This is a genomic window from Corynebacterium matruchotii, assembly GCF_011612265.2.
Classification (GTDB): domain Bacteria; phylum Actinomycetota; class Actinomycetes; order Mycobacteriales; family Mycobacteriaceae; genus Corynebacterium; species Corynebacterium matruchotii.
Genome location: NZ_CP050134.2, coordinates 301,361 through 320,320, shown reverse-complemented (window position 1 = coordinate 320,320; position 18,960 = coordinate 301,361). Strand labels below are relative to the sequence as shown.

General features: G+C 60.3%; 14 protein-coding genes and 1 pseudogene. 7 read left to right on the top strand and 8 right to left on the bottom strand.

Annotated features, from left to right (window positions below):
* Nucleotides 1–604: 604 nt before the first annotated feature.
* Nucleotides 605–1,990: a DNA repair protein RadA gene (gene radA, locus HBA49_RS01360; protein ID WP_005525334.1), complete on the top strand. Its 1,386-nt coding sequence runs from the start codon at nt 605–607 to the stop codon at nt 1,988–1,990.
* A gap of 35 nt (nt 1,991–2,025) precedes the next feature.
* On the opposite strand, the gene HBA49_RS01355 is transcribed toward radA, so the two are convergent.
* Both HBA49_RS01355 and HBA49_RS01350 read right to left on the bottom strand, forming a co-directional pair.
* Nucleotides 2,026–2,937, bottom strand: a complete 912-nt coding sequence (locus HBA49_RS01355; RefSeq protein ID WP_005525351.1) for a hypothetical protein — start codon at nt 2,935–2,937, stop codon at nt 2,026–2,028.
* A 147-nt stretch (nt 2,938–3,084) separates the two neighbouring features.
* Nucleotides 3,085–3,720, bottom strand: coding sequence for a carbonic anhydrase (locus tag HBA49_RS01350; protein WP_005524844.1), 636 nt, complete (start codon nt 3,718–3,720; stop codon nt 3,085–3,087).
* Between the two features lie 50 nt (nt 3,721–3,770).
* On the opposite strand from HBA49_RS01350, the gene HBA49_RS01345 reads away from it, so the two are divergent.
* Together HBA49_RS01345 and HBA49_RS01340 are read left to right on the top strand one after the other, a co-directional pair.
* Nucleotides 3,771–4,685 (top strand): HhH-GPD family protein, encoded by a 915-nt coding sequence (locus HBA49_RS01345; protein WP_005525026.1) that lies wholly within the window; start codon nt 3,771–3,773, stop codon nt 4,683–4,685.
* Nucleotides 4,686–4,759: 74 nt separating this feature from the next.
* Entirely contained in the window at nt 4,760–6,013 is a 1,254-nt protein-coding gene (locus tag HBA49_RS01340; protein WP_040431708.1) for a lipase family protein, read from the top strand.
* A 19-nt stretch (nt 6,014–6,032) separates the two neighbouring features.
* Here HBA49_RS01340 and HBA49_RS01335 read toward each other — a convergent pair whose 3' ends face one another.
* Entirely contained in the window at nt 6,033–6,458 is a 426-nt protein-coding gene (locus HBA49_RS01335) for a hypothetical protein (protein ID WP_005524870.1), read from the bottom strand.
* 260 nt (nt 6,459–6,718) lie between these two features.
* Between HBA49_RS01335 and HBA49_RS01330 the strand changes: the two genes are divergently transcribed.
* Nucleotides 6,719–7,336 (top strand): NAD(P)H-binding protein, encoded by a 618-nt coding sequence (locus tag HBA49_RS01330; RefSeq protein WP_005524931.1) that lies wholly within the window; start codon nt 6,719–6,721, stop codon nt 7,334–7,336.
* 685 nt (nt 7,337–8,021) lie between these two features.
* Here HBA49_RS01330 and HBA49_RS01325 read toward each other — a convergent pair.
* Nucleotides 8,022–8,543, bottom strand: a complete 522-nt coding sequence (locus HBA49_RS01325; RefSeq protein WP_005525251.1) for a hypothetical protein — start codon at nt 8,541–8,543, stop codon at nt 8,022–8,024.
* Between the two features lie 301 nt (nt 8,544–8,844).
* On the opposite strand from HBA49_RS01325, the pseudogene HBA49_RS01320 reads away from it, so the two are divergent.
* Nucleotides 8,845–9,519 (top strand): annotated as a pseudogene (locus tag HBA49_RS01320) (ATP-binding cassette domain-containing protein); the annotation flags it as partial.
* Nucleotides 9,519–10,490, top strand: coding sequence for a hypothetical protein (locus HBA49_RS01315; protein ID WP_005525482.1), 972 nt, complete (start codon nt 9,519–9,521; stop codon nt 10,488–10,490). The pseudogene HBA49_RS01320 and the gene HBA49_RS01315, both read left to right, overlap by 1 nt.
* Nucleotides 10,491–10,502: 12 nt before the next feature.
* Here HBA49_RS01315 and HBA49_RS01310 read toward each other — a convergent pair whose 3' ends face one another.
* The 3 genes from HBA49_RS01310 to lysS form a co-directional block, all read right to left on the bottom strand.
* Nucleotides 10,503–13,175 (bottom strand): ATP-dependent Clp protease ATP-binding subunit, encoded by a 2,673-nt coding sequence (locus tag HBA49_RS01310; protein ID WP_005525421.1) that lies wholly within the window; start codon nt 13,173–13,175, stop codon nt 10,503–10,505.
* A 167-nt stretch (nt 13,176–13,342) separates the two neighbouring features.
* The gene (locus HBA49_RS01305; RefSeq protein ID WP_005522138.1) at nt 13,343–14,755 is read right to left on the bottom strand and encodes a DHA2 family efflux MFS transporter permease subunit; all 1,413 of its coding nucleotides are present in this window, start codon (nt 14,753–14,755) and stop codon (nt 13,343–13,345) included.
* Between the two features lie 751 nt (nt 14,756–15,506).
* Nucleotides 15,507–17,069 carry a lysine--tRNA ligase gene (lysS, locus tag HBA49_RS01300; RefSeq protein WP_050773684.1) on the bottom strand — a complete coding sequence of 521 codons (1,563 nt, stop codon included), beginning with the start codon at nt 17,067–17,069 and terminating at the stop codon, nt 15,507–15,509.
* Nucleotides 17,070–17,119: 50 nt separating this feature from the next.
* Here lysS and HBA49_RS01295 point away from each other — a divergent pair, with 50 nt between their 5' ends.
* On the top strand, nt 17,120–18,085 hold the full coding sequence (locus HBA49_RS01295; RefSeq protein ID WP_005524917.1) for a carbohydrate kinase family protein: 966 nt from the start codon (nt 17,120–17,122) through the stop codon (nt 18,083–18,085).
* Between the two features lie 100 nt (nt 18,086–18,185).
* On the opposite strand, the gene HBA49_RS01290 is transcribed toward HBA49_RS01295, so the two are convergent.
* Complete coding sequence (locus tag HBA49_RS01290; RefSeq protein ID WP_225866115.1) at nt 18,186–18,926, bottom strand: pantoate--beta-alanine ligase; 741 nt, start codon at nt 18,924–18,926, stop codon at nt 18,186–18,188.
* Nucleotides 18,927–18,960 lie beyond the last annotated feature (34 nt).

Below are 18,960 nucleotides of genomic sequence, written 5' to 3'. Positions count from 1 at the left end.
CACACTACCAGGACATCTTACCTCATAATTAACCCTTGCTTATCCGAAAACACAATTAATAAGCTTTACCCCCGTTATAACGTTCGTACTGACCTATAAAAAATAATTTATATATCCCGACGTCACATATTCGCTACCGCACTCAAAAAACGATACAGATTATTTAAGCTGCAGAAATGAAAAATTCTAGCAATGATAGGCGAGCGATACTATTTGAAAATAACTAACAGTAGAAAAATAGACAGGACTTTACCGCCACGAGAGCCAAGTAAACCCATTACTGGAGTTAATAATTAGAACATGCTTTCCCATTCAAATCATACGAATGATACACATTTCCATGCCGCACTATAAATCACAAAGAATCCTTAGTGTCAAATAACAATAGCTCTATATCATCAACATTCATCTTTCCGGTAATAAGAAAATAATTGCGAACAATCACAATGATATTGGGCTACGCATCACCAGAATACATAATCACCATCAATAACATGTCTAGAACATGCATACGACAGGCCCATTGCCCACCTTGGATCGTCGTAAAGCAGGCGTAAAGCGAGGGGTGAAACCAGATGTCCGCCGCATGGTCTAGGGTAAGTCCATGGCCAAAAAACCTCGCCCTGTTCACCGCTGCACCGAATGCGGATACTCCAGCCCCAAATGGTTGGGCCGCTGCCCGGAGTGCGGCACCTGGGGATCCATGCAGGAACACCAACCCGCCGCAGCCGGCAGCGCCACCCAGGCGGCAACCACCGGGGTGGTCACCAAGGGGCTCACGCCAACCTCCCCCGCCCAAAAAATCACCACCATTTCCGCAACAAAAGCCACCAGCCAAACCACCGGCATTGGGGAGCTCGACCGGGTGTTGGGCAGCGGCATTGTTCCCGGATCCGTTGTGCTGTTGGCGGGCGAACCCGGGGTGGGGAAATCCACGCTGCTTCTGGAGGTCGCCAGCCGGTGGGCGAAACTCGACCGGGTCGCCCTCTATGTGACCGCCGAGGAATCCGCCGGGCAGGTGCGCATGCGGGCCGAACGCACCGGCGCGCTGCACGACTCGCTGTATCTTGCGGCGGAATCCAACCTCGATGTGGTGTTCGGGCATGTGGACCAGCTCAAACCCAGCCTGCTCATTGTGGACTCGGTCCAAACCATGAACGCCACCGATGTGGAAGGGGTTGCCGGGGGCGTCGCCCAATCCCGGGCGGTGACCGCGGCCCTCACCACCCTGGCGAAAACCACCGGCATCCCCGTGCTGCTGGTGGGGCACGTCACCAAGGACGGGAATGTTGCCGGCCCCCGGGTTCTCGAACACCTGGTTGATGTGGTGCTGAATTTTGAGGGCGACCGGCACTCTAGTCTGCGCATGCTGCGCGGCATTAAAAACCGGTTTGGCGCCACCGACGAGGTGGGGTGTTTCGAACAACAATCCGATGGTATTAAAGAGATACCCGACCCATCCGGCCTGTTTCTGTCCCACCGGGACGCCACCCCGGACGGCACCGCGGTCACCGTCGCCATGGATGGGGTGCGACCCATTGTCGCCGAGGTTCAGGCCCTCGTGGTTCCCACCGAGTCGAAAAATCCCCGGCGCGCCGTCACCGGTCTTGACGCCACCCGGGTGCCCATGGTGTTGGCGGTGTTGGCGGCCCGGGCTGGTCGGCGCACCCACACGAGCGAGGTGTATGTGGCCACGGTTGGGGGCATGAAGGTGGGTGAGCCGGCCACGGACCTGGCCATTGCCATGTCCACGGTGAGTGCGATAACGAAAAAACCACTGCCAGCGAAAACAGTGGTGTTGGGTGAGGTGGGGTTGGCCGGGGAAATCCGGCGGGTGCCTAACGTGCAGCGCCGCCTCATGGAGGCGAAACGGCTGGGGTATCGGCAGGCGGTGATACCGGCGGGGTCGGATGTGGATAATTCTGCCCTGCCGGGGTTGCGGGTGGTGGAGGTTGCCACGATCCACGACGCGCTGCGGCTTATTCAATAATTGGGTGATCGCCGAAAAGCCGGGTGGTTAGCGCATTATTGCAGGTTGAAGGTGAATGCGTCGGAGTGCACCACGCCTTCTTCCGTGTGGAGCTTGCCGATGGCCGCATGCATGTAGTAGTCGCCGGCGGGGGCGGGCTCCCGATCAATGCAGGCATTGGGTGCGGAGCTGGTACGGGACCATTGCACCTTGAAGTAACGCTCGGAGTTGGCTTTGAAGGTTTGCTTGCCGGTTTCCGCCGGGTCGTTGCAGTCAACGTCGGACCATAGGAGTTGGTTGGTGTCCATGGTGTAGATCTCAAACCGGATCACATTGTCGGTGAGGTCGATGATGCAGTCGGCCTTGGTGGGGTTGGCGACCTTCATGTAGAGGTTGGGGAGTTGGCCTTCCTCGTAGCTGAAGTGGTCGGTGGAAGCTTCGATCTTGAGGTCGGAAAGGTCACAGGTGTCTTTGGCCTGCGCGGCCTCCGACTCGGCGTCGTCATCCTTGGTGTCGTCGGCTTGGGCGTCATCGCTTGCGGCGGTGGTGTGTGTGACGGATTTCTTCCCGCCCGCACCACTTGCCCCGCCGGTGCCGCCGGTGCGGGTGCCGGCCGCCGTGCCGGGTGTGGTGGCGACTTCCGTGGCCACCTCGGCGGCCGGCTCGGAGCCAGCCCCACCACCAGAAGCGGAAGTAGCTTTAGGGCTACCAGTGGGGGTTGCGGGGGCACCCCCGGTGGCGCGTGGTGTGGATGCGATGGGTTCCGTCACCGCCACCGTCGCGGACTCGTGGTTGCTCCTTATAAATAGGAGGGTGGCGACCACGCCAATAATCACTAACAGCGCGAAGAGGGCAGCGAGACGCCGCCGGCGGTAATACACTTCCGCTGGTAGGGGCCGCCCGTCGTAGCTGGGACGGGCGGCGCTGCGTATATTCGGGCGACGGGGGTAATTATTTCGGCGATCCACGCTTAAAGCCTAAAGCTAAAATTACGGGATTCAGCGGAGCTTCCTCGGTGTGTTGCAAAACCGTGTGATCTACACTGCTTTATGAATTTGTTACCCCCTTTTGCGTGTGTCAGGCTTGTGCTGTTGTGCGCCTGTTACCTTCCCCTGTTACACACCTTCGACGGAGAGGTAGTCGATCGACCCATCCGCCAGGCTGTAGTGGGCGGCGATAAACGCGGTCTTACCACTCTTAACCGCCTCCTTAATCACTGGGGAAATACCCATGATCTTGCTGCGGATCGCCTCCGCGTGAGCGCGTTCAAAATCGAAAGGAGTATGCTTCCCGGCGCTTTTCGCCGAAAGAATGCTGGGCATGATCTGCTCCACAATGGTGCGCTGGTGGCCGGTCGGCACCTCCGCGCCATCGAGCGCCACCGCCGCGGCTGCCTTGACCGCGCCGCAGGATTCGTGCCCCAACACCACCAGCACCTCAACGGCGAGCGCCTCAACGGCGAACTCTAGCGACGCCAGCACCGCGGCGTCGACCACTTCCCCGGCGGTGCGGATGGTGAAAATGTCGCCGAGTCCCACGTCGAAAAGCAACTCGACGGGGACCCGGGAATCACCGCAGGTAAAAACGGCCGCCCGGGGGGATTGCCCCATGCGTAACTCCTCGCGGCGGTTCACGCTCTGGTTGGGATGCAGTGGTTTCCCCGCGGCGAATCGGGCGTTACCGGCGAGCAGGTTGTCCCACACAAGTTTTGGATTGCGGGCCTCAGACGGGCTGCTGGGTGTTGTAGTCATAGTATTATTGTGGCACCGATGGATAGGTTGCGGATAGATTATTAGCAATCATGACCACACCAGTTACCGTAACCCCAGAAAAGTCCGCCGAGCTTCGAACCGTCCTACACCGCCGGCTCCCCGCGTGGTTTGCCGCCAACGCCCGCGACATTGCCTGGCGCACCCCGGAAACCTCCGCGTGGGGTGTGCTGCTCAGCGAGGTCATGAGCCAACAAACCCAGGTCGCCCGCGTGGAACCCATATGGTTGGGGTGGATCAACCGTTGGCCCACCCCCACTGACTTCGCCGCGGCCCGCATTGACGATGTGCTACGCGCTTGGGGGCGTCTTGGGTACCCGCGGCGCGCGCTCCGCCTGCACGAATGCGCCCAACAGATTGTGGCGCACCACAATGGCGTGGTGCCGGAAGATGTGACCGACCTGTTGGCCCTGCCCGGCATCGGCGACTACACCGCCCGGGCCGTTGCCGCATTCGCCTACGGGCAGCGGGTGCCGGTGGTGGACACGAATGTGCGACGGGTGCTCGCCCGGTTCTACCACGGCGAATACGAGCCACGATCCCCGTCGAAACGGGAACTGGCGGTCATGGAATCCCTACTGCCAGACGCCGACGGGGACGTGGACGCGGCAAAATTCAGCACGGCGATCATGGAGCTCGGGGCACTCATCTGCACCACCACCCCCAAATGTGGTGACTGTCCTCTCCGGTCGTCATGCCTATGGGTGGCCGGCGGGTCGATCGTGACCCCGCGCCGCCCCAGCCGCCGCGTGCAAAAATTTGCCGGCACAGACCGCCAGGTCCGAGGACTCATCATGGCGGAACTCCGCGCAGCCGACGGCATAGTACCGCTCGAACGCATCGAAGCCGTGTGGGCGGATGGCACGCAACGCAACCGTGCGCTCACTTCCCTGCTTGACGACGGCCTCGCGCGGGAAGTCGCCGGCGGCTTCCGCTTACCCAACTAGTCCCCAGCTAGCCCCACCCAAACGCACCACCCGGACTGGCTTACCACGCTTATAACCCTCTACAATAAGCCACCATGGCAAAGAAAACTATGTGCGTATGGTCCATCATCTTCCTCGCCGTCTCAGCCATGTTCCCTGCTGCTGCGACTGCCGACAATGATGATTTTTACCAACCTCCCGCACAGTTTTCCACCCACCCGCAAGCCCCCGGCACGGTCCTACGCACCCAACCGGTCGACAACACCCGGGCCACAAAAATGCTGTATGCATCCACCGACCAGGACGGAAAACCGGTGGCGGTATCCGGGTATGTGATCGAACCCGACCGACCGGCGATAGGGACCGTGGTGTTCGCACCGGGGACGCGCGGCCAGGGGGACATGTGCGCCCCCTCGCGGGGGCCGTGGCTGGTGGGGGCGGTGTCTACGACGGCAATGTCGGTGAATTACGAGCTGCCGATCCAGTATTATGCGGCGTCGCTAGGGTTGCGGGTGATTGTCACCGACTATATTGGGTTGGGCACGCCGGGGATTCACACATATGTGAATGCGGCGGAAGAGGCGCATGCGGTCTTGGATGCGGCCCGGGCAGGCCTGCGGGTGGCGAAGGCACCGCTGGATTCCCCGGTGGGGTTGCACGGGTATTCGCAGGGTGGGGGCGCCGTGGCGGCGGCCGCGGAACTGGCGGAGGAGTACGCCCCGGATGTGCGGCTGGTGGGAACCTATGCGGGGGCGCCGCCGGCGGATTTGTTTGAGGTGTTCACCACGGTGGATGGGTCGTCGATCAGCGGGGTGCTGGGGATGGCCATCAATGGGTTTTCGGCACGCGACGCCCAGTTTCGGGCGGCGGTGGATCGGCACGTGTCGGATGCGGGGCACCGATATTTACAGACGGTTGCCACGAGTTGCGTGATTGATTCGGTGGGAAAGTACGGGTTTATGAAGTCGAATGTGTTCACGAAGACCGGCATCACGTTCAAGGAGGTAGTACAGCAGGAGCCGGTGATTGCCGAAACTTTGAAACGCAATAGCCTGGGGAAAAAGCCGCCACGCACCCCGATTTTTATGATGACCGGCCGATCTGACGATATTATTCCCACGGATCAGGTCGCACGCCTGGCCGACAAGTATTGTCGGGCCGGGGCCACGGTGTCGGCGACGCAATCGGCGCTGCCGCGGGTGACGCCCACGATCAATTCGGGTATTAATCACGCGCTGTCGAGCTGGGAGGATATTCAGCCCTCCATGGAGTATTTGTTGGCCCGGTTCCGGGGCGAGCCGGCTCGGAATGATTGCGGCAACTATCAAAGCCCGCGCTCGTCACTGTAGGGCGTCGACAAGCGAGGTGCTATGCCGCGTCGAGGTAATCGCTAGAGGTAGGGGTGCTTTGTTGCTGGTTGGCGGCTTGTCCGGCAGCAGGATTGCTGGGCCCGAGGATCAGTGTGCCATCGTCGAACTCCTTGAGCACCCGATCCTTGCCGGCTGGGGATATGACACCGGCGGCTACCGCCCTATCCAGCTGTTTCACCAGTTCGGCGCGTTGGGCGGTGTTAGTGGGGTCGGCCGTTTGCAGCTGTTCGGACGGAATATCGGCGGTGACTCCCAAGCCGGATAATTCGGTGGCGCGAGCGGGCTGGAGACTGGTTGCCGCCACGGGGGATTCGCTACTTATTGCGGCGTATTGCGCATAGGCGGTGGTAGCACCGACACCGAGAACGAGGGCAGCGAAGCTACCAGCAAGAACGAGTTTCTTATTAGCGAAGGGGGTACGCATTAGGAATCTCCTTAGGATCATCGGTGGAGCATGAGGGCTCTTAAGAACATTAATAATAAGATTAGGCGGCATGACTGGGCAGAAAATGGAAATGACCTTCTGTAAGCCGCAGGGTTTACTTTTAATTTCCTGAGCGATGCTGAAAAGCGGATTCGGGCTTACTGTGAGAATCCGGGGAACGCCGTCCTAGAACATCTGCTTGCCCGTTTTCGGGGTGGCGCTCTCCCCAAGGATTATCGCAATCTATACACTTAGGCCGCATGAAGATTCTTATTGTTGGTGCTAACGGTCGCGTTGGCACCAAACTCATGGCGTTACTCTCCGAATCCCACACGGTGTACGCCGGCGTGCGGAACGCGGAGGCCCCCAATGCGGTGGCGCTCGACCTGACCGCCCCACTACCGGAGATCACCAAGGCGGTGAAGTCCGTGCAACCGGATGTTATCTATTTCACTGCTGGGTCGCGGGGGAAGAATTTGTTGCAGGTGGATGCGTTTGGCGCGGTCAAACTGATCCAGGCGGCTAAGGCGGCCGGGGTACCCCGGTTTGTCATGTTGAGCACGGTGTATGCGTTACAGCCGGAGCGGTGGAACGAAGGAATCCTGGCGGACCTGTCGGATTACTACATTGCGAAGTTCTTTGCCGACCACTGGCTGGTCCACCACAGCGACCTGGACTACACGATCCTGCAGCCGGGACCTCTGGAGGACACCCCGGGCACGGGTCGCATCGCCGTGGATGTGGCAGAGCCCCGCGGCAATAGCATGGATGATGTGGCCGCAACCCTGGCGGCAATCATTACGATCCCAGAGACCGTGGGCAAGGTCATCACTATGTCCGGTGGGGACACTCCCATCGCAGAAGCACTGGCTTCCTAATTTTCATTGCACCCAATCATAATATGATGCGAGTTGCGCACGCAGTTCGCTGTTACTGCTGATGCGCATGTGCCCCCTGTTGCTTTACGACGCTCCCCCAGGCGCGTGAACCAGGCTGGCAACCTCGCCCCACTCGACCCCGAGATCCGGGACCACGAGTACTGTGCTGCGATATTGGCCGAAACAGGGCCTGGAGGAGGCCTAAAAACCAGATATCGCAGCACACTACTTGTCAGACGACCCAAATCGGACGGGAGGGCCCAACTCCCGGACATCCCTAGCCCCGCGGCCGGGGTGTGTGCTGCGATATCTCACCCGAGAGGCCGAATCCAAGCCCAAAACAGGCAATAACGCAGCACACTACTCATCAGACAAGTCGGGTTAGACGGGAGACCCCGCCGCACCGGAAGATGTGTGCTGCGATATTGAACAAAATGGACCCTGGAGGCGGCCCAAAACCCAGATATCGCAGCACAGTGCCCGACGCAAACGCCGCCCATAAAAAAGCACCCCACCACGAGGTGAGGTGAAGTGTGCTGCGATATTGGCCGAATGAAGCTTCACAACCGGCCTGCAACCCAAATATCGCAGCACACACAAAATCACGACCAACCGAATGAAGCCAACCAGACGGGGTGTGAGATGATGGCCCCCGCTTGCGGCGTCGTAAAGCGGGGGGAACTGATTACTGAGCAGCGCGCTCCGGGCCACCGCCAAGGACGCCGGCATCAAACGCCTTCAGCACGGAATCCTTATCGGACGACGACAAGGTGCCCTTGGACACTGCCTCGTCAAGGCGAGACGACAACTCGGTGCGGTGCTCCGCCTCACGCTCGCTGTGCATCTCAGACATGGCCTGCTCCACCTTGGAAACATCAACGCCCAGGGCGGTAGCAAGCTTCTGGTCCATGGCGGACTTATCGGGGCGCTCGCCCTTCTGCTCGCCGGAGCCCTCGGAACGCAGCGAATCCATGGCCTCCTTCAACTTGTCCTCGCTCACGCCCAGCTTCTTGGCCAGCTCGGCGGGACCCTTGTCGTCCTTGTTGCCCTTGTCGCGGTCCTTACCCGGCAGCTGGCTGGCGCTTGCGGACGCCGCGGGCGCATCGGTGGCGTTTTGGGCATGGGCGGCCAGGGCACCAGTCCCCAGGGCAACCGCCAGGGAACCGCCGATGATCGCCAACTTGCTGGTCTTAGAAAACGCACGCATGATTTGTCTCCTTCAATGTCGTAGGTGCGTGTTATTTGCGTAGCCGATTCCTTATTCAGTGAACCGATCACTGCCTATGATGATAAAGAGCATTACTGAATAATTCGTGGCAGAAGGCTTCTAATCCTCCCGAAATTCGCTCGAATTTTCCCGATCCAACCTGTGAACTCTCCGCCGCACCTGGCATCAACCATAAAAACCCCGGGCAACGACTGCCAGAAACCAATTGTTAGAAATCAAAATATAGTACGCTGCACCCAGCCACAATATTTTTTAGAAAGAGGATCTACCTGTGATAACCGGGCTCATCGGCATCAACGGCTCCGGGAAAACCACCCGACTCAAGAACCTTTATGCCCAACACGCGCCGGGGGCCGCGCAATTCGTCCCCGACAACCCCATCATTCCCATCGAAGTCAGCGCGCACGAGCTACTGCACCGGCTGGGCAGGATGCATCGGCTGCCGCGCGCCGAAGCGAAACGCAGAGCCACCATCCTGTGTGACGAACTTGCTATCGACGGTGGTACGACCCGCGCCATCAGTACTTATTCTGCCGGTAATTACAAAAAGACCGCCCTGGCCATAGTGTTCATCAAGCCGGCACAACACCTGTATCTTGATGAGCCTCTGGAAATGGTGGACGCGATCTCTCGGGCTCGGATCCTGCGGATACTGCGCCGCATCAGCAATCTGGGGCACCAGGTGACCATCTCCACCCAGGACTTCACCATTGCCGAACAGTGCGACACAATCGAAGTCATGGCCGACCTGGAGGTGGTGGCGGAGGGCGCACCCAGCGCGGTGCTGGGCAACGACCCCTTCACCCGGCTCATGGAACTATCTGGGGCTGAATTCACCGACTGCCAGGCAGATTGGTTAGCCGATCCGGGCGGGGTGAAAACTGAGGCGAAACCGGGTTTAGGGTCGGAAGCCAGCCCGGCAGCAGGGTCGGCGGCGGGCGGGCGGGGCGAATAATGACCATGCTCTTGCTGCGCCAACACTATGGGCGCGAATCGAACGGTGTTGGGCCGCTCACCGAATTCCTCATCGCCTTCTACGCTGGCGTGTTCTTCACCAAATCGGCAACCGGGCCGCAATGCCTGCTCGCCCTCCTGGTATGCACCGGCATCCCATTCAGCATGACCCGCCGGTATTCGTCGGCCCTGGTCACGCCGCCCATCGCCCTGACCGCACGCCAATTGCTGCCCAGCTGCCTGGCCTTCGGATTCTGTCTGGTGTCGTTCTGGGGCATGGTTCTTGTCGCCGCGGCCAACAGTAATTGGGTGGCGCTGGCGCTCACGGTGGTGGGCGTCGGGGTCGGAACCACGGCCGGCCTGCTTATCCCCAGAACGGTGGCCCACATGCCGCAACGCAAACATTTTCGTAGGGCTGGGGCGATCGCGGTAACGCCCCGACGCGGCGGGGTGTGGCAGTTTTTCGAATTCGATGTGCGCCGCCGACTCCTCCGGCCGGCAACCCGGGTGGTCATGCCAGTAGGGTACTTCGGGCTCGTGTGCCTGATTGCGGCGCTCTTCCCCATGGCACTGGTCCGCGGCATGTCACTGCCGGCCGCCCTCTGCCATGGGGCAGCCCTGTGGCTGGTAGTAAGCTTCGTGTATGTCGGCCGCGACGATCGCCCCGGCCTGGCCCTGTGGTCAGACTTCGGGTGGCGGCTCTGGCCGGTGCAAGCCGGGCTGGTGCTAGGTGCCGTCGGCCTTGGGGCTCTCGCCTCGCTTATCGACACCACCTGGGGGTATGTGATTGGTGTGGGCTGTGCCCTCCTCTTGGCCTCGGTGTTTTGGGCCAAGGTGGCATTATCGCCGGATCACCAGGCCCCCTGCCATCCCCTGGTCCGGGACCTGCCCCGGACCGGAATGGTGGAGTTCATCATGCTCCTCATGATCGTTTCCGCGGGAGCAGCCCCGATCCTGGTGCTGCTCCGCTAGCCCGCTAGTTTGTTAGTCCTCGGCGGCGTGCCGGGGAGTCACCGAATCACTGGTGCTGGTGCCGGCGGCGGAGTCGGATGCCCCCACCGGCTTGGCCTCCACAGCGGCCGGGGCCGTGGCCTGCAATTCCAGCTCCTCCGGCAGCGGCTTCGGCCGGGGAGTGAATACGAACGTGGCCTTGTCGTTGTGCTTGGCATCGCCATCCCAACCCTCGACATCCACGGTGACGATCTCACCTGCGCCGACCTCGCCGAAGAGGATCTTTTCACTCAACACGTCTTCAATTTCGCGCTGAATCGTGCGACGCAGCGGCCGGGCACCCAGCACCGGGTCGAAACCACGGGCGGCCAGCAGGTTCTTGGCCTGCTCCGTGAGTTCGATGCCCATGTCCTTGGCTGCCAGGGCCTTTTCGACGCGGCCCACCAACAGGTCGACCATTTCTACAATCTGCTCCTTGGTGAGCTGGTGGAACACCACAATGTCGTCGATACGGTTGAGGAATTCGGGGCGGAAATGCTTCTTCAACTCGTCATTGACCTTGTTCTTCATGCGCTCATACTGGCCGTCAGCATCATGCTCGCCAACCGCACTGAAGCCCATGCCCACAGCCTTGGAGATGTCTTGGGTACCAAGGTTGGAGGTGAAGATCAGGACCGTGTTCTTGAAATCGACAATGCGGCCTTGACCGTCGGTAAGCCGGCCGTCTTCCAGCACCTGGAGGAGAGTGTTGTAGATTTCCTTGTGGGCCTTCTCAATCTCGTCGAAAAGCACCACGGAGAACGGCTTACGCCGCACCTTTTCGGTAAGCTGGCCGCCCTCTTCGTAGCCAACATAGCCGGGGGGCGCACCGAACAGGCGGGAGGCGGTGAACCGGTCGTGGAACTCGCCCATGTCGATCTGGATCAGGGCGTCATCCTCACCAAACAGGAAGTTCGCAAGCGCTTTCGAAAGCTCGGTTTTACCCACACCGGAGGGACCAGCGAAAATAAACGAACCGGAGGGACGCCGCGGATCCTTCAGGCCGGCGCGGGTACGGCGAATCGCCCGGGACACCGCCTTGACCGCATCCTCCTGACCAATGATGCGCTTATGCAGCTCATCCTCCATATTGAGCAGGCGGGAGGACTCTTCCTCGGTGAGCTTGAACACGGGAATCCCGGTCCAGTGGGCCAACACCTCGGCGATTTGCTCCTCGCCCACCTCGGCAATGTCGTCCAGCTCCCCGGCGCGCCACTGCTTTTCCTTCTCGCGGCGCTCCTCGGTCAACTGGCGCTCCTGGTCACGCAACCCGGCGGCCTTTTCGAAATCTTGTGCGTCGATGGCGGCCTCTTTTTGCCGCCGCACCTTGGTGATCCGCTCATCCATTTCCCGAATACCCTCGGGGGCGGTCATGCGTTTGATACGCATGCGGGCGCCGGCCTCGTCGATGAGGTCGACGGCCTTATCCGGCAGGAACCGGTCGTTGATGTACCGGTCGGACAGGTTCGCGGCGGCGGTCAAGGCGCCATCGGTGATCGACACCCGGTGGTGGGCCTCATACCGGTCCCGCAGGCCCTTCAGAATATTGATCGTCATTTCCACGGAGGGCTCGGGCACCTGCACCGGCTGGAACCGGCGCTCTAGGGCAGCGTCCTTTTCAATATGTTTGCGGTACTCGTCGAGGGTGGTGGCGCCAATGGTTTGCAGCTCGCCGCGGGCCAGCTTGGGCTTTAGCAGGGAGGCCGCGTCAATGGCGCCCTCGGCCGCGCCCGCACCAACCAGGGTGTGGATTTCGTCAATGAACAGGATAATGTCGCCGCGCTGGTTGATTTCCTTTAACACCTTCTTCAGGCGTTCTTCGAAATCACCACGGTAGCGGGAGCCAGCCACTAGCGACCCCAGGTCCAGGGAATACACCTGCTTGTCCTTGAGGGTTTCCGGGACCTTGCCGTTCACAATGTCTAATGCGAGGCCTTCCACCACGGCGGTTTTCCCCACGCCGGGTTCGCCGATGAGCACCGGGTTGTTCTTTGTGCGCCGGCTCAGCACCTGCATGATGCGTTCGATTTCTTGTTCCCGACCCACCACGGGGTCGAGTTTGCCTTCCTTAGCAGCCTGGGTGAGGTTCCGACCGAACTGGTCCAGCACCAGGGAGGTGGAGCGCTCGCCGGCACCACGGGAGCCACGGGAACTGGAGGCGCCGGGGCCCGCACCAGCACCGATAGCGTCATTACTGTCGTTGGAGGTGTTTTCGGGGCTGTCGCCGCCTTCGTAACCGGACAGTAATTGGATAACCTGCTGCCGCACTCGGGGCAGGTCGGCGCCAAGCTTCACCAGCACCTGGGCGGCCACGCCTTCGCCCTCACGGATGAGGCCAAGCAGGAGGAATTCGGTGCCAATGTATTTATGGCCCATTTGCAGGCCTTCGCGCAGGGATAGTTCCAGGACTTTCTTAGCGCGGGGGGTAAAAGGAATATGGCCCACCGGAGGCTCGGTACCTTGGCCGATAATCTCTTCTACTTCTTGACGCACGGCTTCCAAAGAAATGCCCATGGATTCCAGGGCTTTAGCGGCCACGCCTTCGCCTTCGTGGATGAGGCCGAGCAGGATATGCTCGGTGCCGATGTAATTGTGGTTGAGACCGCGTGCCTCTTCTTGTGCCAGCACAATGACGCGGCGAGCACGGTCGGTAAAACGCTCGAACATGTTCACTTCCTAAGCTGTACTAATAGTTGTAATGTTCCCAACTCTATAGCGGTTCATAATTTTGAACCAGCTTATGAGACACGCCGCACGTCAAAGCCCCCAATTTTTTCGCTATTGTCGCTGGTGATTGGGGATTTTTGTTGGTGTACGCCTGTAGCGAACAGCTGCTAGTTTTTGGCTTGTTTAATGAAGAAGCTTAATAGTACAGCTACTACAGCCAAGATGGTGGCGACCAGGAATGCGCTGGTTGCGCCGTGGGCTGTAGCGTCGACAAGCGGAGCACCGGCGGCTACCTTGCTGTTTGTTTGCTGGGTGAGCACCGCGACGAGAATAGCGACCCCGATGGCGCTGGCGAGCTGCTGCGCGGTGGATAGGGTGGCGGAACCGTGGCTGTACAGGTGTGCGGGCAGGCTGCTTAACGACGCGGTGTACAGCGGGGTGATGCCGAACGCAATACCGACCTCAAACAGCACATACAGCATGGCCATGGCGATGGGACCAAACCGCTGGTAGGCGGCCCACGTGAGAAGCCCGGTGCTGATGGCCACGACAATAATGCCGGGGATCATGAGGGGTCGAACCCCAACCCGGTCGTAGAGCCGACCAATAAAGGGGGCGGCAAGACCCTGAAGTAGCCCGCCGGGCATGACCACCAGGCCGGACACCGCCGTAGTGACCAGTATGGCTTTTTGCAGGTAGATGGGCAGCACGGTGACCAGCCCCAGAAGCAAGCCAAAGATCACCATGACGAGGACGATAGCAATAGCAAAACCCGGGACCGCGAAAACCCGCAGGTCCAGGAAAGCCTGATCGCGTTTGCCCAGGCTGAGCTGCCGCAGCACGAATGCGACGAGCGCAATAATGGCGGCCACCCCCACAATGATGGGGACGAAACTGCCGGCCATGAGGGTTTCAATGTCGCTGAGCGCGTAGACAAGCCCGCCAAACCCGATGGCCGCCAATGGCACCGATATGATATCGAATGGTTTTTCGGTGGATTCCCCCACGTTACTAATGTATTTCACCCCCACCAGCAGGATGAATACGACGAAGGGAACCATGAACCAGAAGACGAAATTCCAGCTGAAATAGTTGAGGATGAACCCGGACACGGTGGGGCCGAACGCGGGGGCAAGCGAAATCACGACGGACATCATGCCCACGAAGGAACCGCGCATGCTAGGGGGCACCACATTCATGACGGTGGTCATGAGCAGGGGCATAATCAGCGCGGTTCCGGCGGCCTGCAACACCCGGCCGCCCAGCAGCACTAGGAAGACAGGGGCGAGGGCCGCCACCAGAGTGCCGCCCAGGAAGAACACGAAGGCGGTGATAAAGACTTGCCGGGTGGTGAGCCGCTCAATAACAAACCCGGTGGTGGGGATCACGACCGCCATGGTAAGCATGAAACCGGTGGTGAGCCATTGCGCGGTGGCAGCGGTCACCCCGAAGCTGTCCATGATGACCGGCAGCGCCACCGACAGCGTGGTCTCATTCAGCAGCATCACAGTTGCGGCAAGCACGAGGGTACCGAGCACAAGCTTGGATTCCCTGGTGAGCCCCGGGTTGTCCATATCCATATATTTCCTTTCTGCCTTCTATCCAATTAAACAGTACGCGCGCCACCGAACATCCCCGAAATAGTTCGCGCTTTTCGACGCCCGCCCCGGCGCGTGGGCCGGGCTCCGATCTCCGGACCTCCAGGGATGTGGAACCGCGGGTAGTGTGCTGCGATATTGAGCAAAACAGGGCCTGAGACCGACCCAAAATCCAGATATCGCAGCACACTACTTGTCAGATGACCCGGGTCGGACGGGAGACCCCCAACCACCGAGCACTCCAACCCTGTCCCTGGGCACTGTGCTGCGATATCTCATCCCAGAGACTGGATCCGGACCCAAAACAGGCAATAACGCAGCACAGTACTTGTCAGATGACCCGGGTTGAACGGGAGAGAGTCAACTCTCCGGCATCCCCGACCCCACGCCCGGGGTGTGTGCTGCGATATCTCACTCCAAAGGCCGGATCCAGCCCCAAAACAGGCGATAACGCAGCACAGTACTTGTCAGATGACCTGGGTCCCAAGCGCCCAACCTTGAAACATAAATTTACGTGACATGCCCCACCAACTAATTCGATACACCGCAACCCTCACCCCACTCCCGGAAGATGTGTGCTGCGATATTGGGCAAAACAGGGCCTGAAACCGGCCTAGAATCCAGATATCGCAGCACAGTGCCCGGCATGTGACACCGTCCACGAAAACACCCCACCACGGGGATGTGTGATGGGGATGGAGTGCCCACGCTTGCGGCGTCGTAAAGCGGGGGGCTAGTTGTCGCGCTCGGGCTTCACCAGGGGGAACAACACGGTTTCGCGGATACCCAAACCAGTCAGGGCCATGAGCAGGCGATCAATGCCCATGCCCGCGCCCGCGGTCGGCGGCATGCCCTGCTCCATGGCGGCCAGGAAATCCTCATCCAACACCATGGCCTCCTCATCGCCCCCCGCAGCCAGACGGGCCTGGTCCTCGAAACGCTCGCGCTGAATCACCGGGTCAACAAGTTCGGAATAACCGGTAGCCAGTTCGAACCCGCGAACATACAAATCCCACTTCTCTGTCACCCCCGGCTCGCTCCGGTGCTGGCGGGTCAAGGGGGAGGTCTCCACCGGGAAATTCCGCACAAAAATCGGCCCTTCCAGCTGATCCTCGCACAACAACTCCCACAGCTCTTCCACCAGCTTGCCGTGGCCCCAACCGCCCTTGGCCGGCACGTCCAAGCCGACGGCGTCCGCAATCTCGCGCAACTCAGCCACGGTCGAATTCACCGTCACCTCGGGCTGACCTGGGAACTTCCGCTGCAACGCCTCATTGAGCGACGGGTACATTTCGATCGTGGGCCACTCCGCACCACCCAAATCGTATTCGGAGCCATCGGCCAACGTCACCGTTGTGGAACCAAAAACCTCCATGGCAACATCCTGGATCAGGTTCTTAATGAGCTCAGCACAATCATCGTAGGTGCCCCACGCCTGGTAGGTCTCCAACATGGCGAACTCCGGGGAGTGGGAGGAATCCACACCCTCGTTACGGAAATTCCGATTCACCTCGAAAACCCGTTCGATACCACCGACAACACAGCGCTTTAAATACAGCTCCGGGGCGATCCGCAGATACAGATCAATATCGAGCGCATTCGAATGCGTCACAAACGGCCGGGCCGCCGCACCACCATGCAAAGTCTGCAACATGGGGGTTTCCACCTCCAGGAACCCCTGGGACTCCAAATAATTCCGCAGCGCCCGCATCACCTTAATCCGGGTCAGAGCATTCTCCCGCGCCTTCTCCCGCATAATCAGGTCCGTGTAACGATGCCGCACCCGCATGTCCTCGCTCATATCGGCGAACGCCACCGGCAGCGGCCGCAGAGCCTTCGCCGCCATATGCCATGACGAGGCCAGCACCGACAGCTCGCCCCGCTTCGACACAATCACCCGGCCCCGCACCGACACGATGTCGCCCAAATCCACATCCGACTTCCACGCCGCCAACAAATCCGGGCCCACCTCGGCCAACGACAGCATTGCCTGAATCTGCGTGCCACTCCCCTCCTGGATAGTGGCGAAGCACAACTTGCCGGTGTTACGAATAAACAACACCCGGCCGGCAATCGCCACCTCATCCGTGGTCTCATCCCCAGCCCGCAAATACGTCACCGGTACGGCATGGGCAGGAGTCGACTCCGGCTCGTTCTCCCCCTCAGCCAACACCACATACTTATCCCGCAAATCAGTGATAGAGATTGTGCGATCCACAATCACCGGGTACGCCTCACCACCGGATTGAAGCAACTTCTCCCGTTTCTCCCGACGGATCCGTTGCTGCTCCGGCATCTGGCGATTCTTTGAGGTTTGATTTGCGTCAGTCACGCAATTAAACAATAGTGCACCTAGCACATTTCACCAACACCCCACAGCAACAGCCGCAGCTCATTAAACTAATAAGCATGATTACTGTCTGCGGCGAAGGCCTTGTTGATCTCGTACCCATCCATTCCTCAACCAACACCAATCCCCGATTACTTCCCCTGACGCCAGCCCTCGGTGGCGGCCCGTTTAACGTCGCCATCACCGCGGCCCGCCAAGGAGAACCCACCCAATTTCTTTCCCGCGTCTCCACCGACAACTTCGGGGACGCCCTCGTCGACCGCCTCACCAGCGAAAACGTGGACACCTCCCTGGTGCAGCGCGGTCAAGAGCCTACCACCTTAGCCGTCACCTCCCTCAACCCTGATGGCAGCGCCTCCTACTCCTTCTATATCGACGGCACCGCCGACCGGCTTGTCGACCCGCCCGCCGACCTCACCACCGACATCGCCTGCTTCGGCACCGTCTCCCTCGCCCTCGAACCCGGCGCATCCCGCTACGCCGCCCTCCTGAAAAACCTGCACCGCGACGGCACATTCATTGCCCTCGACCCCAACATTCGGCCCTTCTACGCCACCAAGGCCCACAGCGATTTCCTGTACTCCCTCCTCCCCTCCGTCGACCTGCTCAAGCTTTCCGACGAAGAAGAGGAGTTCCTCGACCAGCCCGAAGCCCCCATCAAGGTAATCACCTGCGGGCCGGATGGGTTGATTGTGCACTTCAATGGGCAAACCATCGAAGTAACCGCCCCCACCATCGAAGTGGCTGACACCATCGGGGCCGGCGACACGGTCATAGGATGTTTACTGGCCGAAATCCACCGCCGCACCGGGGGAAAGAACGTTCGGAACAAGACCATGGAGTTTACGGGTGAAGACTGGGCGGAAATCGCCAGCTATGCCGCCCGGGCCGCCGCCGTGACCTGCACCCGGGTTGGCGCCAACCCGCCCACCCGGGCCGAAATGGAACAACTGCCCGAGTGACTCTTCGCTAGCGCCGACTGGGGCCGGAGGGCAGAAGGTTGGCGGTATGAAGAGTATTGGGGCATAGGCGCCCAGCTACCCAGGGCCAGTCAAGATCCGGTCAGTGCGGCTTGGCCCCCAAGACCACTCGCACGCTGTCGGTAATGCACACCCCACCCACCGTAGCGCTCACCACCAGGCGGGCGTCCCCTGCTTCTGGGGCTGACTCCGGGGCCGGGCCCAGCATGAGTGAATAGAGCGCCAGCTCGTCCGGCTCCACCCCAGCCACCGCCAACACCTCGTGAGCCGCAACCAGGATCGCGGCCGCACCATCTTGCGCCGCATACGTCCCCGCAATCAGGCTGGCCGACACCGCTACCGCCTTATCGTGATCCGCGGGCGGAATATCTGCATAACGATTCGACACCGGCAGCCCCTCCGACGTGCGCACCGTCGGCACTTCATGCACCACAACCGGGTAATGCAAGTCAGTGATCGCCTGCTGCACCTGAACCAACTGGCGAATATTCTTCTCCCCCAGCACCAAATCCGTTGGGCCAATAATTCCCAATAACGCCATTATTCGGGTAACCGGCACGCCAGCACCCGCGCCACCGGCAGCTTGACTCAGCGGACTGTTCACCAGCGTTCGGGGGCCGCTGGGCCACAGTTCGGCATCCGTGTAGGTGAAGATCGCGTCCACCCGGGCGTCGATAAGCGGAGTGCAATCAACATCGGGATGGATAGCAACAATGACTAGCGCGCCAGGGATGCGTTGAGCGGCACGGACCAAGGCGCGATGGCCGGCGTGGATGCTGGTTGTTAATGGGACGAGCACCACGGGCGTGCCCTGTTTCTTCATGACGCTCGCCAACATTGCTATGTGACGGGCGCTG

Coding starts and splice junctions, on each gene's coding strand:
- radA (WP_005525334.1), top strand. CDS start 605: ATGGCCAAAAAACCTCGCCCTGTTCACCGCTGCACCGAATGCGGATAC.
- HBA49_RS01350 (WP_005524844.1), bottom strand. CDS start 3,720: ATGACTACAACACCCAGCAGCCCGTCTGAGGCCCGCAATCCAAAACTT.
- HBA49_RS01345 (WP_005525026.1), top strand. CDS start 3,771: ATGACCACACCAGTTACCGTAACCCCAGAAAAGTCCGCCGAGCTTCGA.
- HBA49_RS01340 (WP_040431708.1), top strand. CDS start 4,760: ATGGCAAAGAAAACTATGTGCGTATGGTCCATCATCTTCCTCGCCGTC.
- HBA49_RS01335 (WP_005524870.1), bottom strand. CDS start 6,458: ATGCGTACCCCCTTCGCTAATAAGAAACTCGTTCTTGCTGGTAGCTTC.
- HBA49_RS01330 (WP_005524931.1), top strand. CDS start 6,719: ATGAAGATTCTTATTGTTGGTGCTAACGGTCGCGTTGGCACCAAACTC.
- HBA49_RS01325 (WP_005525251.1), bottom strand. CDS start 8,543: ATGCGTGCGTTTTCTAAGACCAGCAAGTTGGCGATCATCGGCGGTTCC.
- HBA49_RS01315 (WP_005525482.1), top strand. CDS start 9,519: ATGACCATGCTCTTGCTGCGCCAACACTATGGGCGCGAATCGAACGGT.
- HBA49_RS01310 (WP_005525421.1), bottom strand. CDS start 13,175: ATGTTCGAGCGTTTTACCGACCGTGCTCGCCGCGTCATTGTGCTGGCA.
- HBA49_RS01305 (WP_005522138.1), bottom strand. CDS start 14,755: ATGGATATGGACAACCCGGGGCTCACCAGGGAATCCAAGCTTGTGCTC.
- lysS (WP_050773684.1), bottom strand. CDS start 17,069: ATGCCGGAGCAGCAACGGATCCGTCGGGAGAAACGGGAGAAGTTGCTT.
- HBA49_RS01290 (WP_225866115.1), bottom strand. CDS start 18,926: ATGAAGAAACAGGGCACGCCCGTGGTGCTCGTCCCATTAACAACCAGC.